At 73.7% G+C, this 20,889-nt stretch carries 19 protein-coding genes and 8 tRNA genes; 12 read left to right on the top strand and 15 right to left on the bottom strand.

Annotated elements, in window-relative coordinates:
- Positions 1–88 precede the first annotated feature (88 nt).
- The gene (locus tag DEJ46_RS32395; RefSeq protein WP_150272050.1) at positions 89–817 is read left to right on the top strand and encodes a 3'-5' exonuclease; all 729 of its coding nucleotides are present in this window, start codon (positions 89–91) and stop codon (positions 815–817) included.
- A 76-nt stretch (positions 818–893) separates the two neighbouring features.
- On the opposite strand, the gene DEJ46_RS32390 is transcribed toward DEJ46_RS32395, so the two are convergent.
- Both DEJ46_RS32390 and DEJ46_RS32385 read right to left on the bottom strand, forming a co-directional pair.
- Positions 894–965: transfer RNA gene (locus tag DEJ46_RS32390), tRNA-Val, on the bottom strand.
- Between the two features lie 39 nt (positions 966–1,004).
- Positions 1,005–1,451, bottom strand: coding sequence for an SRPBCC family protein (locus DEJ46_RS32385; protein ID WP_150272048.1), 447 nt, complete (start codon positions 1,449–1,451; stop codon positions 1,005–1,007).
- Between the two features lie 82 nt (positions 1,452–1,533).
- Here DEJ46_RS32385 and DEJ46_RS32380 point away from each other — a divergent pair, with 82 nt between their 5' ends.
- Positions 1,534–4,056, top strand: coding sequence for an SCO7613 C-terminal domain-containing membrane protein (locus tag DEJ46_RS32380; protein ID WP_150272046.1), 2,523 nt, complete (start codon positions 1,534–1,536; stop codon positions 4,054–4,056).
- A gap of 50 nt (positions 4,057–4,106) precedes the next feature.
- On the opposite strand, the gene DEJ46_RS32375 is transcribed toward DEJ46_RS32380, so the two are convergent.
- Together DEJ46_RS32375 and DEJ46_RS32370 are read right to left on the bottom strand one after the other, a co-directional pair.
- Positions 4,107–4,181: transfer RNA gene (locus tag DEJ46_RS32375), tRNA-Val, on the bottom strand.
- A gap of 54 nt (positions 4,182–4,235) precedes the next feature.
- Positions 4,236–4,658, bottom strand: a complete 423-nt coding sequence (locus tag DEJ46_RS32370; protein WP_055644529.1) for a TIGR02611 family protein — start codon at positions 4,656–4,658, stop codon at positions 4,236–4,238.
- A gap of 190 nt (positions 4,659–4,848) precedes the next feature.
- Between DEJ46_RS32370 and DEJ46_RS32365 the strand changes: the two genes are divergently transcribed.
- Together DEJ46_RS32365 and DEJ46_RS32360 are read left to right on the top strand one after the other, a co-directional pair.
- A complete protein-coding gene (locus tag DEJ46_RS32365) occupies positions 4,849–5,262 on the top strand; it encodes an SsgA family sporulation/cell division regulator (RefSeq protein WP_015032345.1) in 414 nt (137 codons plus the stop codon).
- Positions 5,263–5,453: 191 nt separating this feature from the next.
- The gene (locus tag DEJ46_RS32360; protein WP_150272044.1) at positions 5,454–6,011 is read left to right on the top strand and encodes a CGNR zinc finger domain-containing protein; all 558 of its coding nucleotides are present in this window, start codon (positions 5,454–5,456) and stop codon (positions 6,009–6,011) included.
- Positions 6,012–6,054: 43 nt separating this feature from the next.
- On the opposite strand, the gene DEJ46_RS32355 is transcribed toward DEJ46_RS32360, so the two are convergent.
- Complete coding sequence (locus DEJ46_RS32355; protein ID WP_150274966.1) at positions 6,055–6,273, bottom strand: hypothetical protein; 219 nt, start codon at positions 6,271–6,273, stop codon at positions 6,055–6,057.
- Positions 6,274–6,384: 111 nt separating this feature from the next.
- Positions 6,385–6,798, bottom strand: a complete 414-nt coding sequence (locus tag DEJ46_RS32350) for a hypothetical protein (RefSeq protein WP_150272043.1) — start codon at positions 6,796–6,798, stop codon at positions 6,385–6,387.
- 147 nt (positions 6,799–6,945) lie between these two features.
- On the opposite strand from DEJ46_RS32350, the gene DEJ46_RS32345 reads away from it, so the two are divergent.
- Complete coding sequence (locus tag DEJ46_RS32345) at positions 6,946–7,461, top strand: DsbA family protein (protein WP_150272041.1); 516 nt, start codon at positions 6,946–6,948, stop codon at positions 7,459–7,461.
- Positions 7,462–7,480: 19 nt separating this feature from the next.
- On the opposite strand, the gene DEJ46_RS32340 is transcribed toward DEJ46_RS32345, so the two are convergent.
- Genes DEJ46_RS32340 through DEJ46_RS32330 form a run of 3 tightly spaced genes read right to left on the bottom strand, consistent with a single transcriptional unit; the run spans position 7,481 to position 10,271 of the window.
- A complete protein-coding gene (locus DEJ46_RS32340; RefSeq protein WP_150274964.1) occupies positions 7,481–8,320 on the bottom strand; it encodes a GNAT family N-acetyltransferase in 840 nt (279 codons plus the stop codon).
- 56 nt (positions 8,321–8,376) lie between these two features.
- Positions 8,377–9,207, bottom strand: coding sequence for an aminotransferase class IV (locus DEJ46_RS32335; RefSeq protein WP_150272039.1), 831 nt, complete (start codon positions 9,205–9,207; stop codon positions 8,377–8,379).
- Positions 9,204–10,271, bottom strand: a complete 1,068-nt coding sequence (locus tag DEJ46_RS32330) for a chorismate-binding protein (RefSeq protein WP_150272037.1) — start codon at positions 10,269–10,271, stop codon at positions 9,204–9,206. The genes DEJ46_RS32335 and DEJ46_RS32330 overlap by 4 nt, the downstream gene beginning before the upstream one ends.
- A gap of 255 nt (positions 10,272–10,526) precedes the next feature.
- Here DEJ46_RS32330 and DEJ46_RS32325 point away from each other — a divergent pair.
- From DEJ46_RS32325 to DEJ46_RS32300, 6 genes are all read left to right on the top strand, one after another.
- Positions 10,527–10,599 (top strand) — tRNA-Gly (locus tag DEJ46_RS32325).
- A gap of 39 nt (positions 10,600–10,638) precedes the next feature.
- Positions 10,639–10,712: transfer RNA gene (locus tag DEJ46_RS32320), tRNA-Cys, on the top strand.
- A gap of 1 nt (position 10,713) precedes the next feature.
- A tRNA-Val gene (locus DEJ46_RS32315) sits at positions 10,714–10,785 on the top strand.
- 34 nt (positions 10,786–10,819) lie between these two features.
- A tRNA-Val gene (locus tag DEJ46_RS32310) sits at positions 10,820–10,891 on the top strand.
- 41 nt (positions 10,892–10,932) lie between these two features.
- A tRNA-Val gene (locus DEJ46_RS32305) sits at positions 10,933–11,004 on the top strand.
- Between the two features lie 42 nt (positions 11,005–11,046).
- Positions 11,047–11,121: transfer RNA gene (locus DEJ46_RS32300), tRNA-Val, on the top strand.
- Between the two features lie 55 nt (positions 11,122–11,176).
- Here DEJ46_RS32300 and DEJ46_RS32295 read toward each other — a convergent pair.
- The 3 genes from DEJ46_RS32295 to DEJ46_RS39355 form a co-directional block, all read right to left on the bottom strand.
- The gene (locus DEJ46_RS32295) at positions 11,177–11,455 is read right to left on the bottom strand and encodes a zf-TFIIB domain-containing protein (protein ID WP_150272035.1); all 279 of its coding nucleotides are present in this window, start codon (positions 11,453–11,455) and stop codon (positions 11,177–11,179) included.
- A gap of 46 nt (positions 11,456–11,501) precedes the next feature.
- The gene (locus tag DEJ46_RS32290; RefSeq protein WP_150274962.1) at positions 11,502–12,455 is read right to left on the bottom strand and encodes an aminoglycoside phosphotransferase family protein; all 954 of its coding nucleotides are present in this window, start codon (positions 12,453–12,455) and stop codon (positions 11,502–11,504) included.
- 263 nt (positions 12,456–12,718) lie between these two features.
- Positions 12,719–12,886: a hypothetical protein gene (locus DEJ46_RS39355; RefSeq protein ID WP_024758747.1), complete on the bottom strand. Its 168-nt coding sequence runs from the start codon at positions 12,884–12,886 to the stop codon at positions 12,719–12,721.
- 551 nt (positions 12,887–13,437) lie between these two features.
- Between DEJ46_RS39355 and DEJ46_RS32285 the strand changes: the two genes are divergently transcribed.
- Complete coding sequence (locus DEJ46_RS32285) at positions 13,438–14,613, top strand: serine/threonine-protein kinase (protein ID WP_150272033.1); 1,176 nt, start codon at positions 13,438–13,440, stop codon at positions 14,611–14,613.
- Positions 14,614–14,683: 70 nt separating this feature from the next.
- On the opposite strand, the gene DEJ46_RS32280 is transcribed toward DEJ46_RS32285, so the two are convergent.
- The 3 genes from DEJ46_RS32280 to cobT all read right to left on the bottom strand — a co-directional run bounded on the left by DEJ46_RS32280 (position 14,684) and on the right by cobT (position 20,641).
- Positions 14,684–15,502, bottom strand: a complete 819-nt coding sequence (locus DEJ46_RS32280) for a TrmH family RNA methyltransferase (RefSeq protein WP_150272031.1) — start codon at positions 15,500–15,502, stop codon at positions 14,684–14,686.
- A 75-nt stretch (positions 15,503–15,577) separates the two neighbouring features.
- Complete coding sequence (gene cobA, locus DEJ46_RS32275; protein ID WP_150272029.1) at positions 15,578–16,810, bottom strand: uroporphyrinogen-III C-methyltransferase; 1,233 nt, start codon at positions 16,808–16,810, stop codon at positions 15,578–15,580.
- 303 nt (positions 16,811–17,113) lie between these two features.
- Entirely contained in the window at positions 17,114–20,641 is a 3,528-nt protein-coding gene (gene cobT / locus DEJ46_RS32270; protein ID WP_150272028.1) for a nicotinate-nucleotide--dimethylbenzimidazole phosphoribosyltransferase, read from the bottom strand.
- Positions 20,642–20,889 lie beyond the last annotated feature (248 nt).

Below are 20,889 nucleotides of genomic sequence, written 5' to 3'. Positions count from 1 at the left end.
CGGTCCGCGTACGGCGCAAACAGTGCGGGTATCACCGTTTCGGGGCAGGGGGTTGGCCATCTGCCGCACGTGTGCGAGGAGTTCGGGGATGACGACGCACTGGTACGAAGGGCCCCTGGCCGCTTTCGACACAGAGACCACGGGAGTTGACGTCGAGGGGGACCGGATCGTCTCGGCCGCCCTGGTCGTACAGGACACGGCCGGGGCGCGGCCGCGGGTGACGCGCTGGCTGGTGAATCCGGGCATACCCGTGCCCGCCGAGGCCACCGCGGTGCACGGCCTGACGGACGATCACCTCCAGCGGTACGGCCGGTGGCCGGCTCCGGTGATGGAGGAGCTGGCGCGCGCGCTGGCAGAACAGACTGCGGCGGGACGCCCGCTGGTGGTGATGAACGCGCCGTTCGATCTGACGATCCTGGACCGCGAGCTGCGGCGGCACCGGGCGTCCTCGCTCGGCACCTATCTGGCGAACACCTCGCTCTGCGTGCTCGACCCGCGGGTCCTGGACAAGCACTTGGACCGCTACCGCAAGGGCCGCCGCACGCTCACCGACCTCTGCGCGCACTACGAGGTGGAGTTGGCGGGGGCGCACGACGCGGCGGCGGACGCGGCGGCGGCGCTGGAGCTCGTACGGGCGGTGGCCCGGCGCTTCTCGTCCCGGCTGGAGCGGCTGTCCCCGGCGGAGCTGCACACGCTCCAGGCGGTGTGGCACGCGGCCCAGGCGCGCGGCCTCCAGGCGTGGTTCACGCGGCAGGGGACGCCGGAGACGGTGGACCCGGCGTGGCCGCTGCGACCGGAACTGCGCACGGCGGCCTGAGGGATGAGGCCGGCAGGCCGGAGTGCGACCGCATGACAAAAGCCGGTCCGTCTTTCGACGGACCGGCCTTTCCCGGTGGGCGATACTGGGATCGAACCAGTGACCCCTTCGGTGTGAACGAAGTGCTCTCCCGCTGAGCTAATCGCCCGGGAACGGGTTGAACCATACAGGCCCGCGAGGGGTTCCTTCAAACCGCTCGCAGGTGGGCCGCGAGTCCCCGCCGCCCCCCGCGCATCATCAGCGCGTGATTGGCCAGGAAGACGGGCCGGCCGGGGACGGCGAGCGCCCGCAGGAGCCGGGCGCGGACCTCCACCTCCTGCTCGTACACCGCGCGGGTGCCCGTCCCTTCCGGCGTGAGGGTCCAGCGGACCCACCCCTCCAGGTCCCCGCCGAGGCCGACCTCCAGGATCCGGGCGACGGGGTCGCCCCGCAGGGCGCGGGCCGTGACGACGAGTTCGTACGGGAGGAGAGAGCGGAAGCGGACGGTGCCGGTGGTGTCGTCGAGGGGGGCGACCTCGCGGACCTGGGGCCACCAGCGGGGGTACTCCTCGGCGCGTTCGAGCACGGCGTAGACGGCGTCGGGCGGGGCGGCGAGCCGCCAGACACTCCGGAAGCGGTACCGGCACCAGTCCATGCGCCCAGTCTGGGGTACTCAGGCCGGGATCTGAGTACGGCGACGCATTCCCGTCGCGTGTGGCCGGGGCCACACTCCCGGTATGAACACTCCCCTGCCGCCCGCGGACGAGCTCGTGCTCGTCGACCGCGAGCTGGCGCGACTCGACGCGCGCCGGACCGAGTTGCTGGCCCGCCGGGCCTGGCTGATCCGAGCGCTGTACCCGCCGGTCCGGGCGATGACACCGCCGCCGGGGACCAGGGCCGTCGCGGACTCGACCCCCCGCAGCGCGCAGAACGTGCTGCTGACGCTCGGCGGGACGCTCCTGACGATCGCCGCGGTCGCCTTCACGCTGGTGAGCTGGGGCTCGATGGGGATCGGCGGCCGCGCGGCGGTGCTGCTCGTGGTGACCTCGGCCGCCCTGGCGGCGCCGGTCGCGCTGCTGCGGAAGGGCCTGGTCTCGACGGCCGAGTCGGTGGCGGCGCTGGGCCTCGTCCTGATGGTCCTCGACGCGTACGCGCTGCACCGGGTGGCGCTGGCGGGGACGGACGGCCTGGGCTACACGGCAGTGGCGTGCGCGGTCCTCGCGGGCGCGTGGACGGCGTACGGCTCGCTGCTCCCCCGGCTGCGGATCCCGCTGCCGGCGGCCGTGGTCGCGGCCCAGCTGCCGCTGCCGCTCGGCGCGCTCGCGGCCGGGAGCGGCCCGACGGCCTTCGCCTGGGCGGCGCTGGTCACGGCCGCGGCGGACATGGCGGCGGTGCTGTGGACGCGTCCGGCATCGGTCCGGATCACGGCGGCCACCGGGGCGACGGCACTGGGCGGGTGGGCGCTCCTGACGGGCGGCTGGCTCTCCCTGACCGCCCCGTGGAGCGGCGCGCCGCTGCTCCTGGCGGGCGCGGCTCTGACGCTGTACGCGGCCTGGCGGCGGCCCGAGCTCGCGGCGGCGGCCTCGGCGCTCGCAGGCCTGTCGGTGACGGCGGCCCTCGGCGGCCTCCTCCGCGCGGCGCTCCCCTCGGACTGGACGGTCCCGGGCTACGTCCTCTGCGGCCTCGCCCTGGCGTGGCTGTGGCACACGGAGAGCACGCGGGACGCTTCGGTCCCGGCAACCGCCACGAGCCCGGCTGCCGGGACCGCGCGGCTGCCTCGTGGCGTGCGGCAGGGGCTGGCGTTCTCCGGTGCCGGGGTCGTGGCGCTGGGCGGCCTGTGGGCGCTGCCGCCCGCCGCCATGGGCCTCCTGGGGCCGGTGGCCCGGACGACGGAGGTGTGGTCCGGCGAGCACGCCGAGCGGGCCCTGACCTCGTACCCGGCGACCGCCGCCCTGGTTCTCCTGGTGGCCACCGCCGCACTCGCGGCCGTCCCCCGGCTCTGGGCCCGCTGCGGCGCGCTCGCGGCGGTCTGGGCGCTGCTCACGGCCCTGCCGGTCTCCCTGGACCTGCCGTACGCGGCGACGCTCGCCCTCCGGCTCCTGACCACCGCCGGCGCCCTCTGGCTCGCCGTCCGCCCCGGCCCACTGGCGCGCGGGCTGAAGCGAGGCGGCGCGACGGACACGGCGGCCGGGCAGCCCGCCGGCCCCGTCCTGCCGCCGCTCCCCGGCACCGGGAACCCCTGGGCCGGCTGGGCACCCCTGCGGCCCCCGACACGAACGGCCGTCCTGGAGCCCGGCACCGCGCTCGGCTGGTGCGCCTACGCCGGCGGGCTCGCGTCCTCCGTGAGCGCGGTCGCGCTCGCCCTGGACGTCCGCGGGGCGACCTTCGCCTCGCTGGGTGTGCTGCTCGGGCTCTTCACGGGCGTCGCCCTGCTCGGGGAGGGTGCGCGCCGGGTGGTCTCCGCCTGCGTCGCCGTCCTCACGGCGACGGGGCTCGTCCTCGCGGTGGCGGCCGCCGCCGGGTTCGAGGACCACTGGACGGCCGTGGCGCTCCTCCTGGTCCCCGCGGCCACCGCTGCCGTGGGCGCCCGGACGCGTACGGGACCCACGGCCCTGGCCGTCGAGATCACCGGCGCCTCTGTGGGGCTGCTCGCCCTGGGGGTCGCCGCGTCCCGGCCCGCGTTCCTGGCGCTCGTCCTGGCCCTCGGCGGCGTGATCGCCGCGGCGACGGCGGTCCGGCCGGAGCGGCGGCGGTTCGCCTCGTGGACGGCGGCGGTCCTCTTCCTGCTCGCCACCTGGGTCCGGCTCGCGGTCTCGGACGTGACGGCCCCGGAGGCGTACACGCTGCCGGTGACGGTGCCGGCCCTGGTCGTCGGGTTCCTGCGGCGCCGCCGGGACCGGGAGGCCTCGTCCTGGTCGGCGTACGGCCCCGGTCTCGCCGCGACGCTGCTTCCGAGCCTCGTCGCCGCCTGGGTGGACCCGGACTGGATGCGCCCGCTGCTCCTGGGGGTCGCGGCGCTCGTCGTGACGCTGCTGGGCGCGAGGTTCCGTCTGCAGGCGCTGCTCGTGCTCGGCGGCGGGGCTCTGGCCCTGGACGGGCTGCACGAGCTGGCCCCGTACGTCGTGCAGGTCGTGGACGCACTGCCCCGCTGGCTGCCGCCGGCCCTCGCCGGGCTGCTGCTGCTCGCGGTGGGCGCCACCTACGAGCAGCGGCTGCGGGACGCCCGGCGGCTCCGTGAGCGGCTGGGTCGGATGCGGTGAAACGCCGAAGGCCCGGAGACGGTGTTCCGTCTCCGGGCCTTCGTGCCGGGTGGTGGGCGATACTGGGTTCGAACCAGTGACCCCTTCGGTGTGAACGAAGTGCTCTCCCACTGAGCTAATCGCCCGGGCGCACCGCAAACATTACCCCATGTCAGCGGGGGTCCCGAACCATCGGCCGGTCACCGGTCGATCTTCCACGGCATGACGAAGCCGTACTGCCAGAGGTAGACGCCGAGCAGGGCGGCGACGATCACCAGACCGATGGTGGTGAGGATGATGTTCCTGCGGCGGACCTTGGGATCGAGGGCCCGCTGGGCGGCCTCGGTGACCTTGCGCTTGGTCCAGCGGAGCACGAGCTGCGCCCAGACGAACTCGGTCGCCCAGATCGCCATGCCGCCGAAGATGACCAGCCAGCCGGGTCCCGGCAGCGGCAGCATCACGATGCCGGCGCCGACCACGGCCAGTCCGACGACGAAGACGCCGACCTGCCAGCTCAGGTGCAGGGTCCGTCGGGACTTGATGAACTCCGGTGCGCGGGATCCCAATTCGGCTTCCTGGCCGGCTGCGGAATCCCCTGTGCGCTCGTCACTCTCCGCATTCATACCCCCTAACCTACCGGATGCGGGAGGCCTACCGGGATGGCGGTATTACCCGAAGTTACACACCGCCGTTCGAGCTACCTGAACGATCACAAAACCGACAGAGGGGTTTACAACGGCACCGGAGGTGGCATGTCGATTTCGCCGACGTGCGAATCCCCGAGCGCACACTGAGCGAAAGGCCCTGGCGCTTATGAACACCACGGTCAGCTGCGAGCTGCACCTGCGCCTCGTTGTGTCGAGCGAGTCCTCACTGCCTGTACCCGCGGGCCTGCGGTATGACACGGCCGATCCCTATGCCGTGCACGCCACCTTCCACACCGGAGCCGAGGAGACGGTCGAGTGGGTCTTCGCCCGCGACCTTCTCGCCGAGGGGCTGCACCGGCCCACCGGCACGGGCGACGTCCGCGTCTGGCCATCCCGTAGTCACGGCCAGGGAGTCGTCTGCATCGCGTTGAGCTCCCCCGAGGGAGAAGCCCTGCTCGAGGCCCCGGCGAGGGCCCTGGAGTCGTTCCTGAAGCGGACCGACGCCGCCGTGCCACCGGGCACCGAGCACCGGCACTTCGATCTCGATACGGAGCTCTCCCACATCCTGGCGGACAGCTGAGCCAGGCCGAGAGCCGCACGGCGCCGTCCGACTCGGGGCGACGGCGCCGCGCGGGCAGCCACATAGGCACGACGACGGCGTTCACCACCGCGCAGCCGGCGCGGTGGTGGGCGCCGTTGTCCCGTTCCCGGCCGCGCTAGAGTCAGCGCCATTCCGCGGGCGCCCGCCCGCGGCCGGCCAGGGAGCGAATCGTGCTGATCCCCCACGACACCCGGATCGCCCTCGACACCGTCGTCGATCTGATGAACACGGCCCCCCAGGGCGACCGTCCCGACGAGCTCGCGGACCTCGACGGACTGCGGGCCTTCGTGCACGCGCACAAGATCAGCGATGTGGGCGAGCTCGGACCCGACGACCTGCGGGCCGTGCGCGAGGTCCGCGAGAAGTTCACGGCGGTCTTCTCGGCCCCCGAACCCCGGATCGCGGCCCCGCTGATCAACCAGCTGGTGGCGGCGGCGGGCACGACCCCGCAGCTCACCGACCACGACGGCTACGACCTGCACGTCCACTACTTCGCGCCGGGCGCCTCGGTGGCGGACCACCTCGGCGCCGACTGCGGCATGGCCCTCGCGTTCATCGTGGTGGCGGGCGAGCAGGAGCGGCTGCGGCGCTGCGAGGCGCCGGACTGCGGCCGGGCCTTCGTCGACCTGTCCCGCAACCGCTCGCGCCGCTACTGCGACAGCCGCACCTGCGGCAACCGGCTGCACGTGGCCGCGTACCGGGCGCGCCGCAAGGAAGCGGCGGGCTGACGAGCCGGCCCGCAGGCCGCGCGAGGAGTGACCGCGCGCACGGTCACAGCACGAAGAGATCGTGCACGGCGGCCGTCAGCAGCAGACAGCCGATCACCGCGAGGAAGATCATCAACGGCGGCTGGGAGAGCGCGAACAGACAGCCGCGCGCTTCCTCCGCGGGTAGCGCAGGCAGCGCGGGTAGCGCCGGCATCGCGGGCAGATCGACGGGGCCGGCGGCATCGGGGGCGGCGGGGACGGGTTCCCGCGAGGTATCCAGCATCTCGGGGGGATGATGACGCACGATCCGCCCGGGAAATCCCGCAACACGCCTCATGGCAGGGGGTGTTCACCCCTTCCCGTGGATCACGGGAACGGGAACCGCCAGAAGTGATCAGATTCCGTGCTTCTTCAGAATCGCCTCGATGTCGCTGAAGTCCTCACCGGTGGACTGGCCGGCCTTCGGCTTCGGTGCCGCGGCGCGCGAGGGCGAGGACGCGGCCGGGGCCACGGCCCGCGGCTCCGCTCCCCCGGTGGTCTCCTTGCGGCCGCCCCGGCGCCGCTCGACGGCCCGGGTGGACGAGAAGAGCAGCCAGGCGCCGCCGAGCACACCGAACCCGGCCCAGGCCACCGGGCTGAAGGCCGTACCGGCGATCCATTCCACGGCGCCGGTCATGACGAGGCCCAGCGGCACCAGCGAGTAGGCGGCTATCCGGGCGGCGGCCAGGAAGCGCTTCCGGTACGCCGTGATCCCGGCGATGCCCAGGCCCGCCACGGCCGCCGCGGAGCAGATGGTCTCGGCGAGCATGCGATCCTCCAGGTCCGGGTGATACGTCCCTTCCATCCTGCACCGCCGAGGGCGCCCGGGGCCATGTGCCGGCGCCGTTCTCAGGGTGATCTCCGGGTCGTCCCGGCCGGATCTCCTCCTCAGGGCCCGGTGAGGGAGACTGCTGCCATGAACGACTCCACCACCGCACCCGCCTCCCCCGTCGTCCTGGAGGCCTGGTTCGACCTCCAGTGCCCCGACTGCTTCGCGGCCCTCGACGACGTCCGCGCCCTGCGCGAGACCTACGGCGACCGCCTCGACGTACAGCTGCGCCACTTCCCGCTGGCGAAGCACAAGCACGCGTACGCCGCCGCCCAGGCCGCCGAGGAGGCCTTCGAGCAGGGCAAGGGCTGGCCCTACGTGGAGGCGCTGCTGGCCAGGACCGCCGAGCTGGGCGACCGGGGCGAGCCGGTGCTCCTGGAGGTGGCGGCCGAACTGGGCCTGGAAGCCGAGGAGTTCGACACCGCACTGATCGACGGCCGGCACCTGCTGACCGTCGACGCGGACGAGGCCGAGGGCAAGGCGATCAAGGTCACCGGCACCCCGACCTATGTGATCGGCGGCGAGCGCCTCGACGGCGGCCAGAGCCAGGAGGGCCTGCGGCACCGCGTCGAGGAGATCGCCGAACGCCTCCTGAAGGGCTGAGCACCCTGACCGGGCGTCCCTAGAGCAGCTGCTTGGCGCTGTTCACGTACGTCGTGCGGTACCCCAGGGACTCGTAGAGCCGGATGGCCGGGGTGTTGCCCGCGAAGACGTGGAGTCCGAGCAGTTCCTCCCCGGTCTCGCGCGCGACCCGCTCGGCGAGCAGCATGAGGGCCCGGCCGTAGCCGCGCCCGCGCTGCTCCTCCGCGACCTCGATGTCGTACACGAAAGCGGCCCACCGTCCCGGCTCGAGCTCGATGCGGCCGGTCCACAGGAAGCCGGCGGGCCGCCCGTCCCGGACGACCACGTGAATCGCGACGCCGGGGGTGGACAGACCCTGCGGGAGGTACCGGCGATGGCTGTCGTCCGCCTTGGCCCGCGCCTGCTCCTCGGGGACGCCGCGGTCGATCCAGCTCTGCGCGAAGCCCTCCTTGGCCCGCACCTCCCACTCGGCGAACTCGCTCCCGGTCATGGGCCGGACCTCGACGCCCTCCGGCAGGGCCGGCGGCTCGGCGGCCAGTTCCTTGACCATGTTCCGGCTGCGCTCGGAGTAACCGAGCGAGCGGGCCATCCGCAGCGCCGCCTCCGCGTCGGCGGGCACCGATATCTGCACCTCGGCGCAGCCCCAGCTCCGCAGCACCTCCTCGGAGGCGAGCGCGGCGACCGTGCCCCGGCCCCGCCGCCGGTCCGGCTCGTCGACCCGGAGTCCCTCGATCACGCCCGAGGCGGCGCCGAAGGCGGGATCCGTGGAGAGGTGGACCGCGCCGACGCGGCGGCTGTTCACGCACACGTCGTAGGTACGGGAACGGCCGCCGTCGGGCGTCTGCTGAAGCGGCCCGGCCGGCCGCAGGGTGGTGGTCATCATGGGTGTTCTACCCACCCCGGGGCCGTCCGTCATCCGGATTTACGTACGCGGACTCACGCGAGGCGCGGGTCCCGGTCCCTGGCCGCGCGCTCGTCGAAGATCCGCATGGCCTTGGCGGTGACCGGCCCGGAGGTGCCGCCGAGCTCACGCCCGTCGACACGGTGCACGGCCTGGACGTCGCGGAGGGTCGAGGTCAGGAAGATCTCGTCGGCGCTCTCCAGCACGTCCAGCGGCAGGTCGGTCTCCTGGGCGCCGGTCCACTCCACGGCGAGGGCGCGGGTGATGCCCGCGAGGCAGCCGGAGGAGACGGGCGGCGTGTGGATCGTGCCGTCGAGCACGACGAAGACGTTGGAGCCGGTGCCCTCGCAGAGCTGCCCCACGGTGTTGGCGAAGAGTGCCTCGGAGGCCCCCCGCTCGCGCGCCCTGGCGAGGGCGACGACGTTCTCCGCGTACGAGGTGGTCTTCAGGCCGGCGAGGGCGCTGCGCTCGTTCCGGGTCCAGGGCACGGTGATCACCGCGGTGGAGTCGGCGCGGCGGCTGCTCTCGCCGAGTCCGACGACGAGGCTGGTGCCGGCGTCGCCGCGCTCCGAGCCGAGCGGCGAGAGACCGCCGGTGTACGTGATCCGCAGCCGGCCGAGCTCCATCGGGTTGGCGGCGAGGACGGCGGCGCAGGCGTGGCGGACCTCGTCGAGGTCCGGGTCGGGCAGGCCGAGGCCGCGCGCGGAGCGGGTGAGGCGCTCCAGGTGGAGGGTGAGAGCAAACGTTTCGCCACGTACGGCCTTGACCGTCTCGAAGACGCCGTCGCCGACGGTGAGACCGTGGTCCAGCACGGAGACCCGGGCGGTCTCCGCGTCGTGCAGCCCGCCGTTGACCCAGAGTTTCATCGAGAGATGGCCTTTCCGCTCGCCTCGTAGGCGCCTGAATCGTAGGCGCCCGACGCTATCGCGACCAGCCTGGCGGCCTTCAGCTCGGTCTCCTCCCACTCGCGCTCCGGGTCCGAGCCCCAGGTGATCCCGGCGCCGGTGCCGAAGCGGAGCACGCCCTCGGCACGGTCGATCCAGAAGGTGCGTATGCCGACGGCCAGCTGGGCGGTGCCCGCGTCGGCGTCGACCCAGCCGATGCCTCCGCAGTACGGCCCCCGGGGTGCGGTCTCCAGGGCCTCGATGATCCGCAGGGCGCTGGACTTGGGCGCGCCGGTGACGGAACCGGGCGGGAAGGTGGCGTCGAGGAGCTCGGGCCAGCCCGCGTCCTCGCGCAGGACGCCGGTGACGGTGGAGACGAGGTGGACGAGGCCGGGGTGCTCCTCGACCGCGCAGAGGGCGGGGACGGCGACGGTTCCGGTCTCGCTGACGCGTCCCAGGTCGTTGCGGACCAGGTCGACGATCATCACGTTCTCGGCGTGGTCCTTGGGGAGGAGGTCGTCGACGGTGCGGCCGGTGCCCTTGATGGGGCCCGAGGTGATCAGGGTCCCTTCGCGGCCGAGGTAGAGCTCGGGCGAGGCCGTGGCGATCTCCACGCCGTGCGCGGGCAGCCGAATCGTTCCGGCGTAGGGAGCGGGGTTGCCCCGGGCGAGCAGCGCGGTCAGGGCGTCCACGTCGGCGGCGGCCGGGTCCGGCAGCGGCGCGCTCATCACCCGGCAGAGATTCGCCTGGTAGACCTCGCCGCGCGCGATGTGCTCGCGCACGCGCCGGACGCCCGCGATGTACGCGGCGCGGTCGAGCGAGGACGTCCAGTCACCCGCCCCGGGGCCCCGCCAGGCTCCCGGCGCGGGCGTGGGCACCGGGTCGCGCCGCACGTCGCCGAAGCGCGCGCAGGTCAGACGGCCCTCGAAGTCCGCACAGACGGCCCAGAAGCCGGCGGAGTCCAGTGCCTCGGGGTCATGGGTGACATCCCGGAGATCGGTCGCGACGAGGCCGCCGAAGCGGGCCAGAGGAGCAAAGTCGTACACGTGTCGAGTCTAGGTCGGGCGGCCCCGGTCCCCGGGGTCCATGTGCGAGGGGCCACGAGCGGGGGCGTACACGGGGCTCCGCGCCACGTGGGGAACACGGCGAGTGAACGCCACGCGAACCCTCCGGGGTGTCCTGGCGGGCACCCCGGTCGGCGCGCAGGTCAGCACGCTGCGGAAACGCGTTTTTGTACTGGCCCAGGAATCCGCTAGAGTTCAACACGTCGCCGGGACGCGCAAGCGAAACGGAAACGACAAGCGGACGTGGCTCAGTTGGTAGAGCATCACCTTGCCAAGGTGAGGGTCGCGAGTTCGAATCTCGTCGTCCGCTCGATGTGGGGGATCTTCCCGAACCCCCGTTATCACTCCTGGTGGAGTGGCCGAGAGGCGAGGCAACGGCCTGCAAAGCCGTCTACACGGGTTCAAATCCCGTCTCCACCTCCAAGGACGATTAGCTCAGCGGGAGAGCACTTCCCTGACACGGAAGGGGTCACTGGTTCAATCCCAGTATCGTCCACTGGACCTTCGGGTCCTGGATCTTCGGATCCCCCGCGCGATTAGCTCAGCGGGAGAGCGCTTCCCTGACACGGAAGAGGTCACTGGTTCAATCCCAGTATCGCGCACACAGCACCCGGCACCGCCGCTCGCGGCGTGTGCACCACCCGCGCGATTAGCTCAGCGGGAGAGCGCTTCCCTGACACGGAAGAGGTCACTGGTTCAATCCCAGTATCGCGCACGCAGCACGTAGTATCTTCGAGTACGGCGTGTGTACCACCCCGCGCGATTAGCTCAGCGGGAGAGCGCTTCCCTGACACGGAAGAGGTCACTGGTTCAATCCCAGTATCGCGCACCACCTGAAGAAGCCCCCGGCCGCATCTCGCGGCCGGGGGCTTCTTCGTGCTCAGGACTCAGGAGGAGAAGAGCATCCGGCCGAAGCCACGCTGGCGGTAGTGACCGCCGTGGTGGCCGCCCTGGTGCGGGGCACCCCAGGCGGGAGCAGCAGGGGCCGGCTGCGCCGGGTAGGCCTGCGGCGGCGGCGCCTGCTGGGCCCACTGGGACTCCAGGCGGGTCAGGGCCTCCAGCTCACCGAAGTCCAGGAATATGCCGCGGCAGCCGCTGCACTGCTCGATCTGGACACCGTTGCGGTTGTACGTGTGCATGGCCGCATGACACTTGGGACACTGCATGCTCGGCTCAACTCCCTGACATTGCCGTTCGAATGGTGGCTTCACCTTACGTGGACGCCGAAGGAGCCGAATCGGTTCGATGTCCGGCAATCCGCCCACAGGTGTCGATCATCACGTCCTCGACCTCGTCGAGCGTTCGGCGTTCGGCCGTGGACTTGGCGACGGCCAGCGCCGCCGTCTGGACCGTCAGGGCCCGGGCCGGGACGTCGAGTTGGACCCACGGATCGGCTCCGACGGCCGGCCCGTCCGCTTCCTGGTAGGCGCCGAGGAAGCGGGACCACACCTCCGGCGGCAGGATGCCGGCGGCGAACCAGGCGGCGGGGCGGGCCAGATCCCACGCGGGATCGCCGAGGCCGAGGTCGTCGACGTCGATGAGCCGCCAGGGCCCGCCGCCGACCGGCCGGGGCTCGCGCACCAGTTGGCCGAGGTGGAAGTCGCCGTGGCAGAGCAGCCGGGGACCCGAGTCGCCGCCGCCGGGGATCGTCCGCCAGGCGCTCAGCACGGTGGCGGCGGCCGGGTGGTCCGGTGCCGTGCGGAGCATCCGGTCCACGGCGAGCGACACCTTCAGCGGGGCGCGCATCGACGGGAGCCGCGGGGCGAGCTCCGGCGGCGGCGTGCGATGGAGCAGGGCGAGGAGCCGTGCCGCCTCCTCCCAGGGAGCGGCGTCGGGGTCGTCCGGGGCGACGGGCGACCCGTACGGCCAGACGCTGACGGCACGGCCGTCGAGCTCGGCGCCGCCCTGCGACGGGACGGGGAGTGGGAGCGGCGGCAGGAGGACGCCGGCCACATCGGGGTGGGCGGCGAGGGCGAGGCGGGCGCGGTGCGCCTCGGGGTCGGTGTCGGGCGCGTGCGCCTTGGCGACGAGGGGCCCGTGGCGCACGACGGTCCCGTCGTCCCGGTCGGCGAGCACCCGGACCAGGCCGCTCGCGCAGCGGCAGGGCGTGCCGGGGCGGTGAGCGGCCGCGCGCGCGACGGCGGCGAGCCGGTCGAGGCCGTCGATGCGGTCGGGCCGGCCGGTCGGCGCCGAGGCGGGTGAGGGCGGGGCAACGGGGTCCACGCGGGGAGCGTACGCGCCGCTGTGGGCGCGACGGCAGCGGGGACCGGCACCGGAGGGCTGTTCCGGGGAACTGTTCCGGGGAGCGCGAAGGCCGGTCAGCTCCCCAGCTGACCGGCCTCACGCTGCCGTCCGCCACACCCCCGTCCCCACGGGGCTGATGGCCGGATGTCCCCGACCCGGGCCGCTCTCCCAGGTCCGGGCGCTGTTCAGCGCCCCAACATCACGCCCACGGACGACGCCTGTGTGACCACTGCTTCCCAGCCGCCGAAGACGACCACGAGCAGGGCCGCGAGAGGGAGGACCATGGCCGTGGCCACCAAGGGGTGACGGCGGCCCGAAGGGCTGGTGGTCGACCGCGGTGCCGTGTAAGCCATGGTTCCTCTCCTGTCGTGGTCGGCGCGGCGGGTGCGTGACCTCGGGGGACGAGTGCTGCACCCGCCGCTGACAACAACACTAGGGAGCGGGGGGCGCCCGGACGTCATGCCCGCGTACCGACTTGCGGGCCTCCCGGAGGATGACGACCGGCCGGACGGAGTACTCCCCTGGGTGGAGACGGGCACCCGGAACTGGGGGTCTTCCCGGAGGGGTCACCCCCGCTCGGATGGCCGCCGCCCCGGATGCCGAGGGGTGTCGGGCAGGTCACCGGGCGTGACATCGCTCACTTCGCCGGGGCCGGTCGGGATCTCAGGGTCCCGTGAGGCCTCCCCCGAGTCCGGGAGGCGTCCTCCGAGCCGTTCCGGGCTTCCCTCGACCCTCCGTCAAGTGATCTATGGAGAAGGGGGGTTGAGGAAGGGGCCGGGTGCGCATCGCCCCCCTCCGTCCCCCTCAGCACTGACAATCGATCCCGGCGGGAGGGCGCGGCCTATGAGCACGTTCGGGCGCCACTACGTAAGCTGTGCCACGTCGAACGGACGAGGGGACGGACATGGCGATGATGCGGCTCCGGCGCGAGGATCCGCGGATCGTCGGGTCGTTCCGGCTCCACCGCAGGCTGGGGGCCGGCGGGATGGGGGTCGTGTACCTCGGGTCCGACCGGCGCGGTCAGCGCGTGGCGCTCAAGGTCATCCGGCCCGACCTGGCCGAGGACCAGGAGTTCCGGTCCCGTTTCGCCCGCGAGGTGTCCGCGGCCCGGCGGATCCGCGGCGGCTGCACGGCCCGGCTGGTCGCCGCCGATCTGGAGGCCGACCGCCCCTGGTTCGCCACCCAGTACGTGCCCGGCCCCTCCCTCCACGACCGGGTCGCCGAGGAGGGCGGACTGCGCGCCGCCGACGTGGCCTCCATCGGGGCCGCGCTCTCGGAGGGCCTGGTCGCCGTCCACGAGGCAGGGGTCGTCCACCGCGACCTGAAGCCCTCGAACATCCTGCTCTCCCCCAAGGGCCCCCGGATCATCGACTTCGGGATCGCCTGGGCCACCGGGGCCAGCACGCTCACCCACGTCGGGACGGCCGTGGGATCGCCCGGCTTCCTCGCCCCGGAGCAGGTGCGCGGCGCGGCCGTCACCCCGGCCACGGACGTGTTCTCGCTCGGCGCCACCCTCGCGTACGCGGCGATGGCCGACTCCCCCTTCGGGCACGGGAGTTCGGAGGTCATGCTCTACCGGGTCGTGCACGAGGAGCCGCAGCTGCAGGGCGTCCCGGACGCGCTGGCCCCGCTGATCCGGGCCTGTCTGGCGAAGGACCCGGAGGAACGTCCCAGCACGCTCCAGCTGTCGATGCGGCTCAAGGAGATCGCCGCCCGCGAGGCCCAGGGCCTGCCGGTCTCGCGTCCGCCCGTCCAGCGGGAGCGGGCCGAGGAGCGGAACCCCGCCCGGCCGACCGAGCGCTACACGGAGCGGGACACCCGCGGTCACGGTCCCGAGCGGGACGCGGAGCGGGGGCAGGCGCGGGGCGCGGGCCCGGCCTCGCGGCCCTCGACGGGACCGCGGACCGGCGGTTCGCGCTCTCCCCAGTCCCGTCCCGGCACGCGGCCGGGCGCCCGCTCGACGTCCACGGGACGCCGTCCCGCCAACCCCCGGCTGCTGCGGCAGCGGCTCTTCGTCTTCGTCGTCGTGACCCTGGTCGTGGCCCTGGGCATCGCTGCCGCGCAGGCCTTGCAGGGCTAGACGGGGCCGGAAAAGCGACAAGCCGGCCGGAGGGCGTGAGGCCCCTCGGTCGGCTTGTGTGTTTTCGCCGTCAGGAATCCGGGCGGCCCGTCGCCACCGCGTAGAACGCGACCGCCGCCGCCGCGCCCACGTTGAGCGAGTCGACGCCGTGCGCCATCGGGATCCGTACCCACTCGTCGGCCGCCCGCAGCGCCTGCGTGGAGAGGCCGTCGCCCTCCGCGCCGAGCATCAGCGCCACCCGCTCCAGCCGGTGCGGGGCCGCCTCGTCGATCGACGTCGCCTTCTCCGCCGGGGTCAGCGCCAGGATCCTGAAGCCCGCCTCCCGTACCGCTTCCAGGCCGCGGGGCCAGGTGTCCAGGCGGGCGTACGGGACGGAGAAGACCGCTCCCATCGAGACCTTGACCGAACGTCGGTAGAGCGGGTCCGCGCAGTCCGGGGAGAGCAGGACCGCGTCCATGCCCAGGGCGGCGGCGCTGCGGAAGATGGCGCCGATGTTGGTGTGGTCGTTGACCGACTCCATGATCACCACCCGGCGGGCGCCGGCGAGCAGCTCCGTCGCGTCCGGGAGCGGCTTGCGCTGCATCGAGGCGAGGGCCCCGCGGTGCACGTGGTAGCCGGTGACCCGCTCGGCGAGGTCCGGCTGGACCGCGTACACGGGCGCCGGGACCTCGTCGATGACGTCTCGCATGACGTCCACCCACTTGGCGGAGAGCAGCATCGACCGCATCTCGTAACCGGCCTGCCGGGCCCTGCGGATGACCTTCTCGCCCTCGGCGATGAACAGGCCCTCGGCGGGCTCGCGTCTGCGCCGGAGCTCGACATCGGTCAGGCCGGTGTAGTCGCGCAGGCGCGGGTCGTCGGGGTCGTCGATCGTGATGAGTTCGGCCACGGGGTGATACTGCCTTGTCCGGGGTGTGGTGCCAATGGGGTGCGACGGCTGGTGACAGGTTTCAGTTACCTGTGGTTACTTCACCAGCTTGCCGGGACCCTCGGTGACGACGTCGCCGATGACGATGACGGCCGGCGGGCGGACCTCCTCGGCCTTGACCGTCTCCGCGACCGTCGCGAGCGTGGCGTCGACCCGGCGCTGGGTGGCCGTGGTGCCCTCCTGGACGAGCGCCAGGGGCGTGTCCGGAGCCTTGCCGTGGGCGATGAGCGCCTCGGCGATCTTCCCGATCTTGTCGACGCCCATGAGGATCACCAGCGTGCCGGTGAGCTTGGCGAGCGAGGCCCAGTCGACCAGGGAGCGCGGGTCGTCCGGGGCGACGTGCCCGCTGACCACGGTGAACTCGTGGGCCACGCCCCGGTGGGTGACCGGGATGCCGGCCGCGCCCGGGACCGAGATCGAGCTGGAGATGCCGGGGACGACCGTGCAGGCGATGCCCTCGGCGGCGAGCGCCTGGGCCTCCTCCATGCCGCGCCCGAAGACGAAGGGGTCGCCGCCCTTGAGGCGGACGACGGACCTGCCCGCCTTCGCGTGCTCGATCAGCGCGTTGTTGATGGCCTCCTGGGCCATGAAACGGCCGTACGGGATCTTGGCCGCGTCGATCACCTCGACGTGCGGGGGCAGTTCGTCGAGCAGGTCGCGGGGGCCGAGCCGGTCGGCGATGACCACGTCGGCCTCGGTGAGCAGCCGGCGTCCGCGGACGGTGATCAGGTCCGGGTCGCCGGGGCCGCCGCCGACCAGGGCGACGAAGGGGGTACGGGAGCGGTGCGCGGGCGCGGCCAGGGAACCGTCCCGGAGGCCCTCGACGATCGCGTCGCGCACGGCGGCGGAGCGGCGGGGGTCGTGGCCGGTGAGCACCGCGACGGTGACGCCCGCGTCGCGGCCGGTCGCCGGGGTCCAGGCGGTGGCCGCATCGGCGTCGTCGGCGCGCACGCACCAGGTGCGGGTCCGCTCCGCCTCGGCGGAGGCCGCGGCGTTGGCGGTCGCGTCGGTGGTGGCCACGAGCGCGTACCAGGTGTCGGCGAGGTCTCCGTCCTCGTACCGCCGCTTCACCCACGTGATCTCGCCCGCCTCGGCCATCGCCTCCACGGAGGGGGTCGCGGACGGGGAGATCAGTGTGATGTCGGCGCCCGCGGCGATCAGCGCGGGCAGGCGGCGCTGGGCGACCTGGCCGCCACCGAGGACGACGACTCGGCGGCCGGCGAGGCGCAGGCCGACGGGGTAGGCGGGGTGCTCGGCGTTCTCGGCCATGGGTGAGCGGCTCCTCGGAGAGCGTGCGGTGCGGGCGAGGGTGCCGCTGCGGCTGTGGAGCGGCTCGTACACGGTCACGATATCCGTGACCTGGGGTTGGCAGGGTGTGACGGATGTCCCGGTGGCGCGTCCGTGCGTGGGGGACGCTCCGGGAGCACGTTCGGGACTGCATGTTCTACGGCGCCTGCGGGGCCGTCGGAGACTGGGCGTTCCGTGCGCGCCACCCGAACACGCTTGACGTCCCGAACGCGCTCCCTGCGCGTCCCCCACTCCCCTGCGTGGGTGGGGGACGCGTGGCTGCCTCTACTTCTCGGTGACTCCGGCCGAGTCGAACGTGGCCACCTCGTGCATCGCACGGGCCGCGCTCTGGACCAGGGGCAGGGCGAGCAGGGCTCCCGTGCCCTCGCCCAGGCGGAGGTCCAGGTCCACCAGGGGGCGCAGGCCCAGCTTGTTCAGGGCCGCGACGTGGCCCGGCTCGGCACTGCGGTGGCCGGCGATGCAGGCCGCGAGCGACTCCGGCGCGATCGCGCGGGCCACGAGGGCCGCCGCGCCGGTCGACACGCCGTCCAGGATCACCGGGGTGCGCAGCGAGGCCGCGCCCAGGATCAGGCCGACGAGGGCCGCGTGCTCCAGCCCGCCGATCGCCGAGAGGACGCCGATCGGGTCCGCCGGGTCCGGCTTGTGCAGGTCGAGGGCGCGGCGGACGACGTCCACCTTGCGGGCGTGCGTCTCGTCGTTGATGCCCGTGCCGCGGCCGGTGACCTCGGCGGCGTCGACCCCCGTGTAGACCGAGATCAGCGCGGCGGACGCGGTCGTGTTCGCGATGCCCATCTCGCCGGTCAGGATCGCCTTGTTGCCCGCCGCCACGAGGTCGCGGGCCGTCTCGATGCCCACCTCGATCGCGGCCAGTACCTCTTCGCGGGTCATCGCCAGGCCCGTGGTGAAGTCACCCGTGCCGGGGCGGACCTTGCGGGGCAGCAGGCCGGGCGTCGCCGGGAGCTCGGACGCCACGCCCACGTCGATGACGCAGACCTCGGCGCCGACCTGGTTCGCGAAGGCGTTGCAGACCGCTCCCCCGCCGAGGAAGTTGGCCACCATCTGGCCGGTGACCTCCTGCGGCCAGGGCGTGACGCCCTGGGCGTGGACCCCGTGGTCGCCGGCGAAGATCGCCACGGCCGCGGGCTCCGGGATCGGCGGAGGGCAGACCCGGGAGAGGCCGGAGAGCTGCGCGGAGATGATCTCCAGCATGCCCAGGGCGCCCGCGGGCTTCGTCATGCGCTTCTGGCGCTCCCAGGCCTCGCCGAGCGCCTTGGCGTCCAGCGGGCGGATGTTGGCGACGGTCTCCTGGAGCAGGTCGTGCGGCTCCTCGCCGGGCAGGGCGCGGCGGCCGTACGTCTCCTCGTGGACGACCCAGGCCAGCGGGCGGCGCTTGGACCAGCCCGCCTGGGCCAGCTCGGGCTCGTCGGGGAACTCGTCGACGTAACCCACGCAGAGGTACGCGACCACTTCGAGGTGCTCGGGCAGGCCCAGGGCGCGGACCATCTCGCGCTCGTCGAAGAAGCTGACCCAGCCGACGCCGAGGCCCTCGGCGCGGGCGGCGAGCCAGAGGTTCTCGACCGCGAGCGCGGAGGAGTACGGGGCCATCTGCGGCTGCGTGTAGCGGCCCAGGGTGTGGCGGCCGCCCCGGGTGGGGTCGGCGGTCACGACGATGTTGACCGGGGTGTCGAGGATGGCCTCGATCTTCAGTTCCTTGAACTGCTTCGCCCGGGCCTTCGGCAGCGACTTGGCGTACGCCTCGCGCTGCCGCTGGGCCAGCTCGTGCATCGTCTGCCGGGTCTCGGCGGAGCGGATGACGACGAAGTCCCAGGGCTGCGAGTGGCCGACGCTGGGGGCCGTGTGGGCGGCCTCCAGGACGCGGAGCAGCACCTCGTGCGGGATCGGGTCGGAGCGGAAGCCGTTGCGGATGTCGCGGCGCTCGCGCATCACGCGCAGGACGGCCTCGCGCTCGGCGTCGTCGTAGCCGGGCGCCGGGGCGGTGGCGACAGCCGGGTCCTCGTCGGTGACGACGAGTTCCTCGGTGACGACCGGCTCCTCGGTGGCCGGAGGGGCGTCCGTGACGGCGAGGTCTTCGGCGAGGACCGGTTCGACGGCCGGTTCGACGACTGTCGGCTCCGCTTCGGTGACGACGGGCTCGTCCGTGGCGGGGAGTTCGTCGGTGACCGGAAGTTCGGCCGCGACCGGGAGCTCGGCCGGGGCGACGGCCTCGTCGGTGGCCGGGAGTTCGTCGGCCTCCACCAGGTCCGCGGCGTCCACGAAGCCCTCGGGGTCCGTCTCCGCCCCGGTGCCGGCCTCGGGCTGCTCCGCCACCGGGTCGGTGGGCTCGGCGAGGACGGGCTGCGCCGGCTGCTCGGGCTGTTCGGGCGTCACGGGCTCGGCCGCAACCGCCGGCTCAGTCTGGAGTGCCGCCTCTGCCTGGACCTGGACCTCGGCCTCGGGGGCCTGCTCGGGCAGGGGCTCGGGGGCGGCCTCCGTCACGACGGGGGGCTCCACCGGCGCCTGCTCCACCGGCGCCTCGGCCACGATGACGGCCTCGACGGCCGGCTCGGCCGGAATCTCGACGGCGGGCTCCGGCAGGACCTCGGCCTCGGTCTCGGGTACGAGAACGGGTGCCTCGGCGGCGGGCTCGGCCTCGCGCGGCGCGGGCACCGTGGCCTGTGCCTCGGCCTGCTCAGGCTGCGGCTGCGGGGCCTCGGCGGGCTCCTCCGCCTGCGCCTCGGGAGCCACGGCCACGGGGGCGACGGGAGCCGCCTCGGCCTCTACGGCCTCGACAGCCTCCACGGGCTCCTCGGCCGGAGTCGGGGCCAGGTGCGGGGCCGTCGGGACGGAACCCTCGACCTGGACGAACTGTCCGGTCGGCGGGACGACCGTTTCTGCGGGGAGGACCGGCTCGGGCGCCACGGCCTCCTGCGGCTGCGCGGCCCACGGCTCGGCACCCTGCGGCGCGAGCTGCTGGTCCTGCGGGATGTCGAAGTACTCGGGGCCCGTCGTCGGCGGTCCCTGGTTCCGCATGGGCATCGGTGCGGGCGTGGTGGCCACGACCGGCGCGGGCTGCGGGGCCTGGGCGGGCGCGGCGGCCGGGCCGCGGTCGGCGAGCGAGAGGACGACGCCGCCGGCCTCGGGCACGGGCGGGCCCATGTGCAGCGGGCGGCGCGCGGGCGGCGGGACCTGGGCGCCGACGGGCGGCGGGACGCGGACGCCGCCGAGGTCGACGGAGCCGGAGTCACGGCCCGCGGCCTCGTGGGCACCGGTGTCGAGGATGCCGGGCTCGTAGCCGTGGTCGGCGAGGACGGGCTCCTGCGCGGCGACGGGGACGCCGTGCGCCGGGGTGCCCTGGGCGGGCATGCCGTGCGGCGGAGTGCCTGCGGTCTGCGCCTGCGGCGGCGTCTGGCCCTGAGGAGCGGTCAGTACGTCGGCGAGGACGAAGGAGTCCGGGAGCGGGCCCGTGAGCGGGTCGGTGAGCGGGTCGCCCATCGGGGCCGCCGCCTCCGGGGCCGCCGGCGGAGCGGCGGTCACGGGCGGAACGCCCTGGTGCGGGACCACGGGGGGCGCGAGCGGGGCCGGTACGGCCACCGGCGGCGCGGGCGCGACGCCCGGCGGGTGCTCGCTCCAGGCGCCCTGGGCGCCCGGCATGAGAAGGATGTCGTCGTCCTCGGCTGCGTGCTCGGAGGGGTCCAGGAAGGTGTACGCGCCCGGTGCGGGGATGCCCGGCTGCTCGACCATGCCTGCGTTCTCCGGCAGTCCCTCGCCCGGGACCTGGCCGGTGTCCGTCATGCGTACCCCTCGCCCATCGCTTGTGCTTCCTTCAGACCTGCGCCCGTCGAGAACAACGAGCGCACGCGCCGCGCGGCACGAAGGACGCGCGGACACCCACTCATTGTCGCGGCCCTCGGCCGTCGTGGCAGGCAGATCCGCCACGGCGTGCTGTGGACTGCGCCACGTCGCGCGGTCCCCCCTTTGCTGCGTACCACATCGGCGAGCCGGAAGGGCCGCCGATTCGAGACATTCGATGGGGGTCCCCC

It is taken from the genome of Streptomyces venezuelae (assembly GCF_008642375.1).
Lineage (GTDB): Bacteria > Actinomycetota > Actinomycetes > Streptomycetales > Streptomycetaceae > Streptomyces > Streptomyces venezuelae_G.
This window is presented reverse-complemented; position numbering and strand designations above follow the sequence as displayed.

Excerpts from the sequence above, each read along its gene's own strand:
- DEJ46_RS39355 (WP_024758747.1), bottom strand. The coding sequence starts at position 12,886 with ATGGCTTACACGGCACCGCGGTCGACCACCAGCCCTTCGGGCCGCCGT.
- DEJ46_RS32370 (WP_055644529.1), bottom strand. The coding sequence starts at position 4,658 with ATGAATGCGGAGAGTGACGAGCGCACAGGGGATTCCGCAGCCGGCCAG.
- DEJ46_RS32350 (WP_150272043.1), bottom strand. The coding sequence starts at position 6,798 with ATGCTCGCCGAGACCATCTGCTCCGCGGCGGCCGTGGCGGGCCTGGGC.
- cobT (WP_150272028.1), bottom strand. The coding sequence starts at position 20,641 with ATGACGGACACCGGCCAGGTCCCGGGCGAGGGACTGCCGGAGAACGCA.
- DEJ46_RS32295 (WP_150272035.1), bottom strand. The coding sequence starts at position 11,455 with ATGCAGTGTCCCAAGTGTCATGCGGCCATGCACACGTACAACCGCAAC.
- cobA (WP_150272029.1), bottom strand. The coding sequence starts at position 16,810 with ATGGCCGAGAACGCCGAGCACCCCGCCTACCCCGTCGGCCTGCGCCTC.
- DEJ46_RS32380 (WP_150272046.1), top strand. The coding sequence starts at position 1,534 with ATGAACACTCCCCTGCCGCCCGCGGACGAGCTCGTGCTCGTCGACCGC.
- DEJ46_RS32335 (WP_150272039.1), bottom strand. The coding sequence starts at position 9,207 with ATGAAACTCTGGGTCAACGGCGGGCTGCACGACGCGGAGACCGCCCGG.
- DEJ46_RS32340 (WP_150274964.1), bottom strand. The coding sequence starts at position 8,320 with ATGACCACCACCCTGCGGCCGGCCGGGCCGCTTCAGCAGACGCCCGAC.
- DEJ46_RS32285 (WP_150272033.1), top strand. The coding sequence starts at position 13,438 with ATGGCGATGATGCGGCTCCGGCGCGAGGATCCGCGGATCGTCGGGTCG.
- DEJ46_RS32395 (WP_150272050.1), top strand. The coding sequence starts at position 89 with ATGACGACGCACTGGTACGAAGGGCCCCTGGCCGCTTTCGACACAGAG.
- DEJ46_RS32365 (WP_015032345.1), top strand. The coding sequence starts at position 4,849 with ATGAACACCACGGTCAGCTGCGAGCTGCACCTGCGCCTCGTTGTGTCG.
- DEJ46_RS32385 (WP_150272048.1), bottom strand. The coding sequence starts at position 1,451 with ATGGACTGGTGCCGGTACCGCTTCCGGAGTGTCTGGCGGCTCGCCGCC.
- DEJ46_RS32345 (WP_150272041.1), top strand. The coding sequence starts at position 6,946 with ATGAACGACTCCACCACCGCACCCGCCTCCCCCGTCGTCCTGGAGGCC.
- DEJ46_RS32355 (WP_150274966.1), bottom strand. The coding sequence starts at position 6,273 with ATGCTGGATACCTCGCGGGAACCCGTCCCCGCCGCCCCCGATGCCGCC.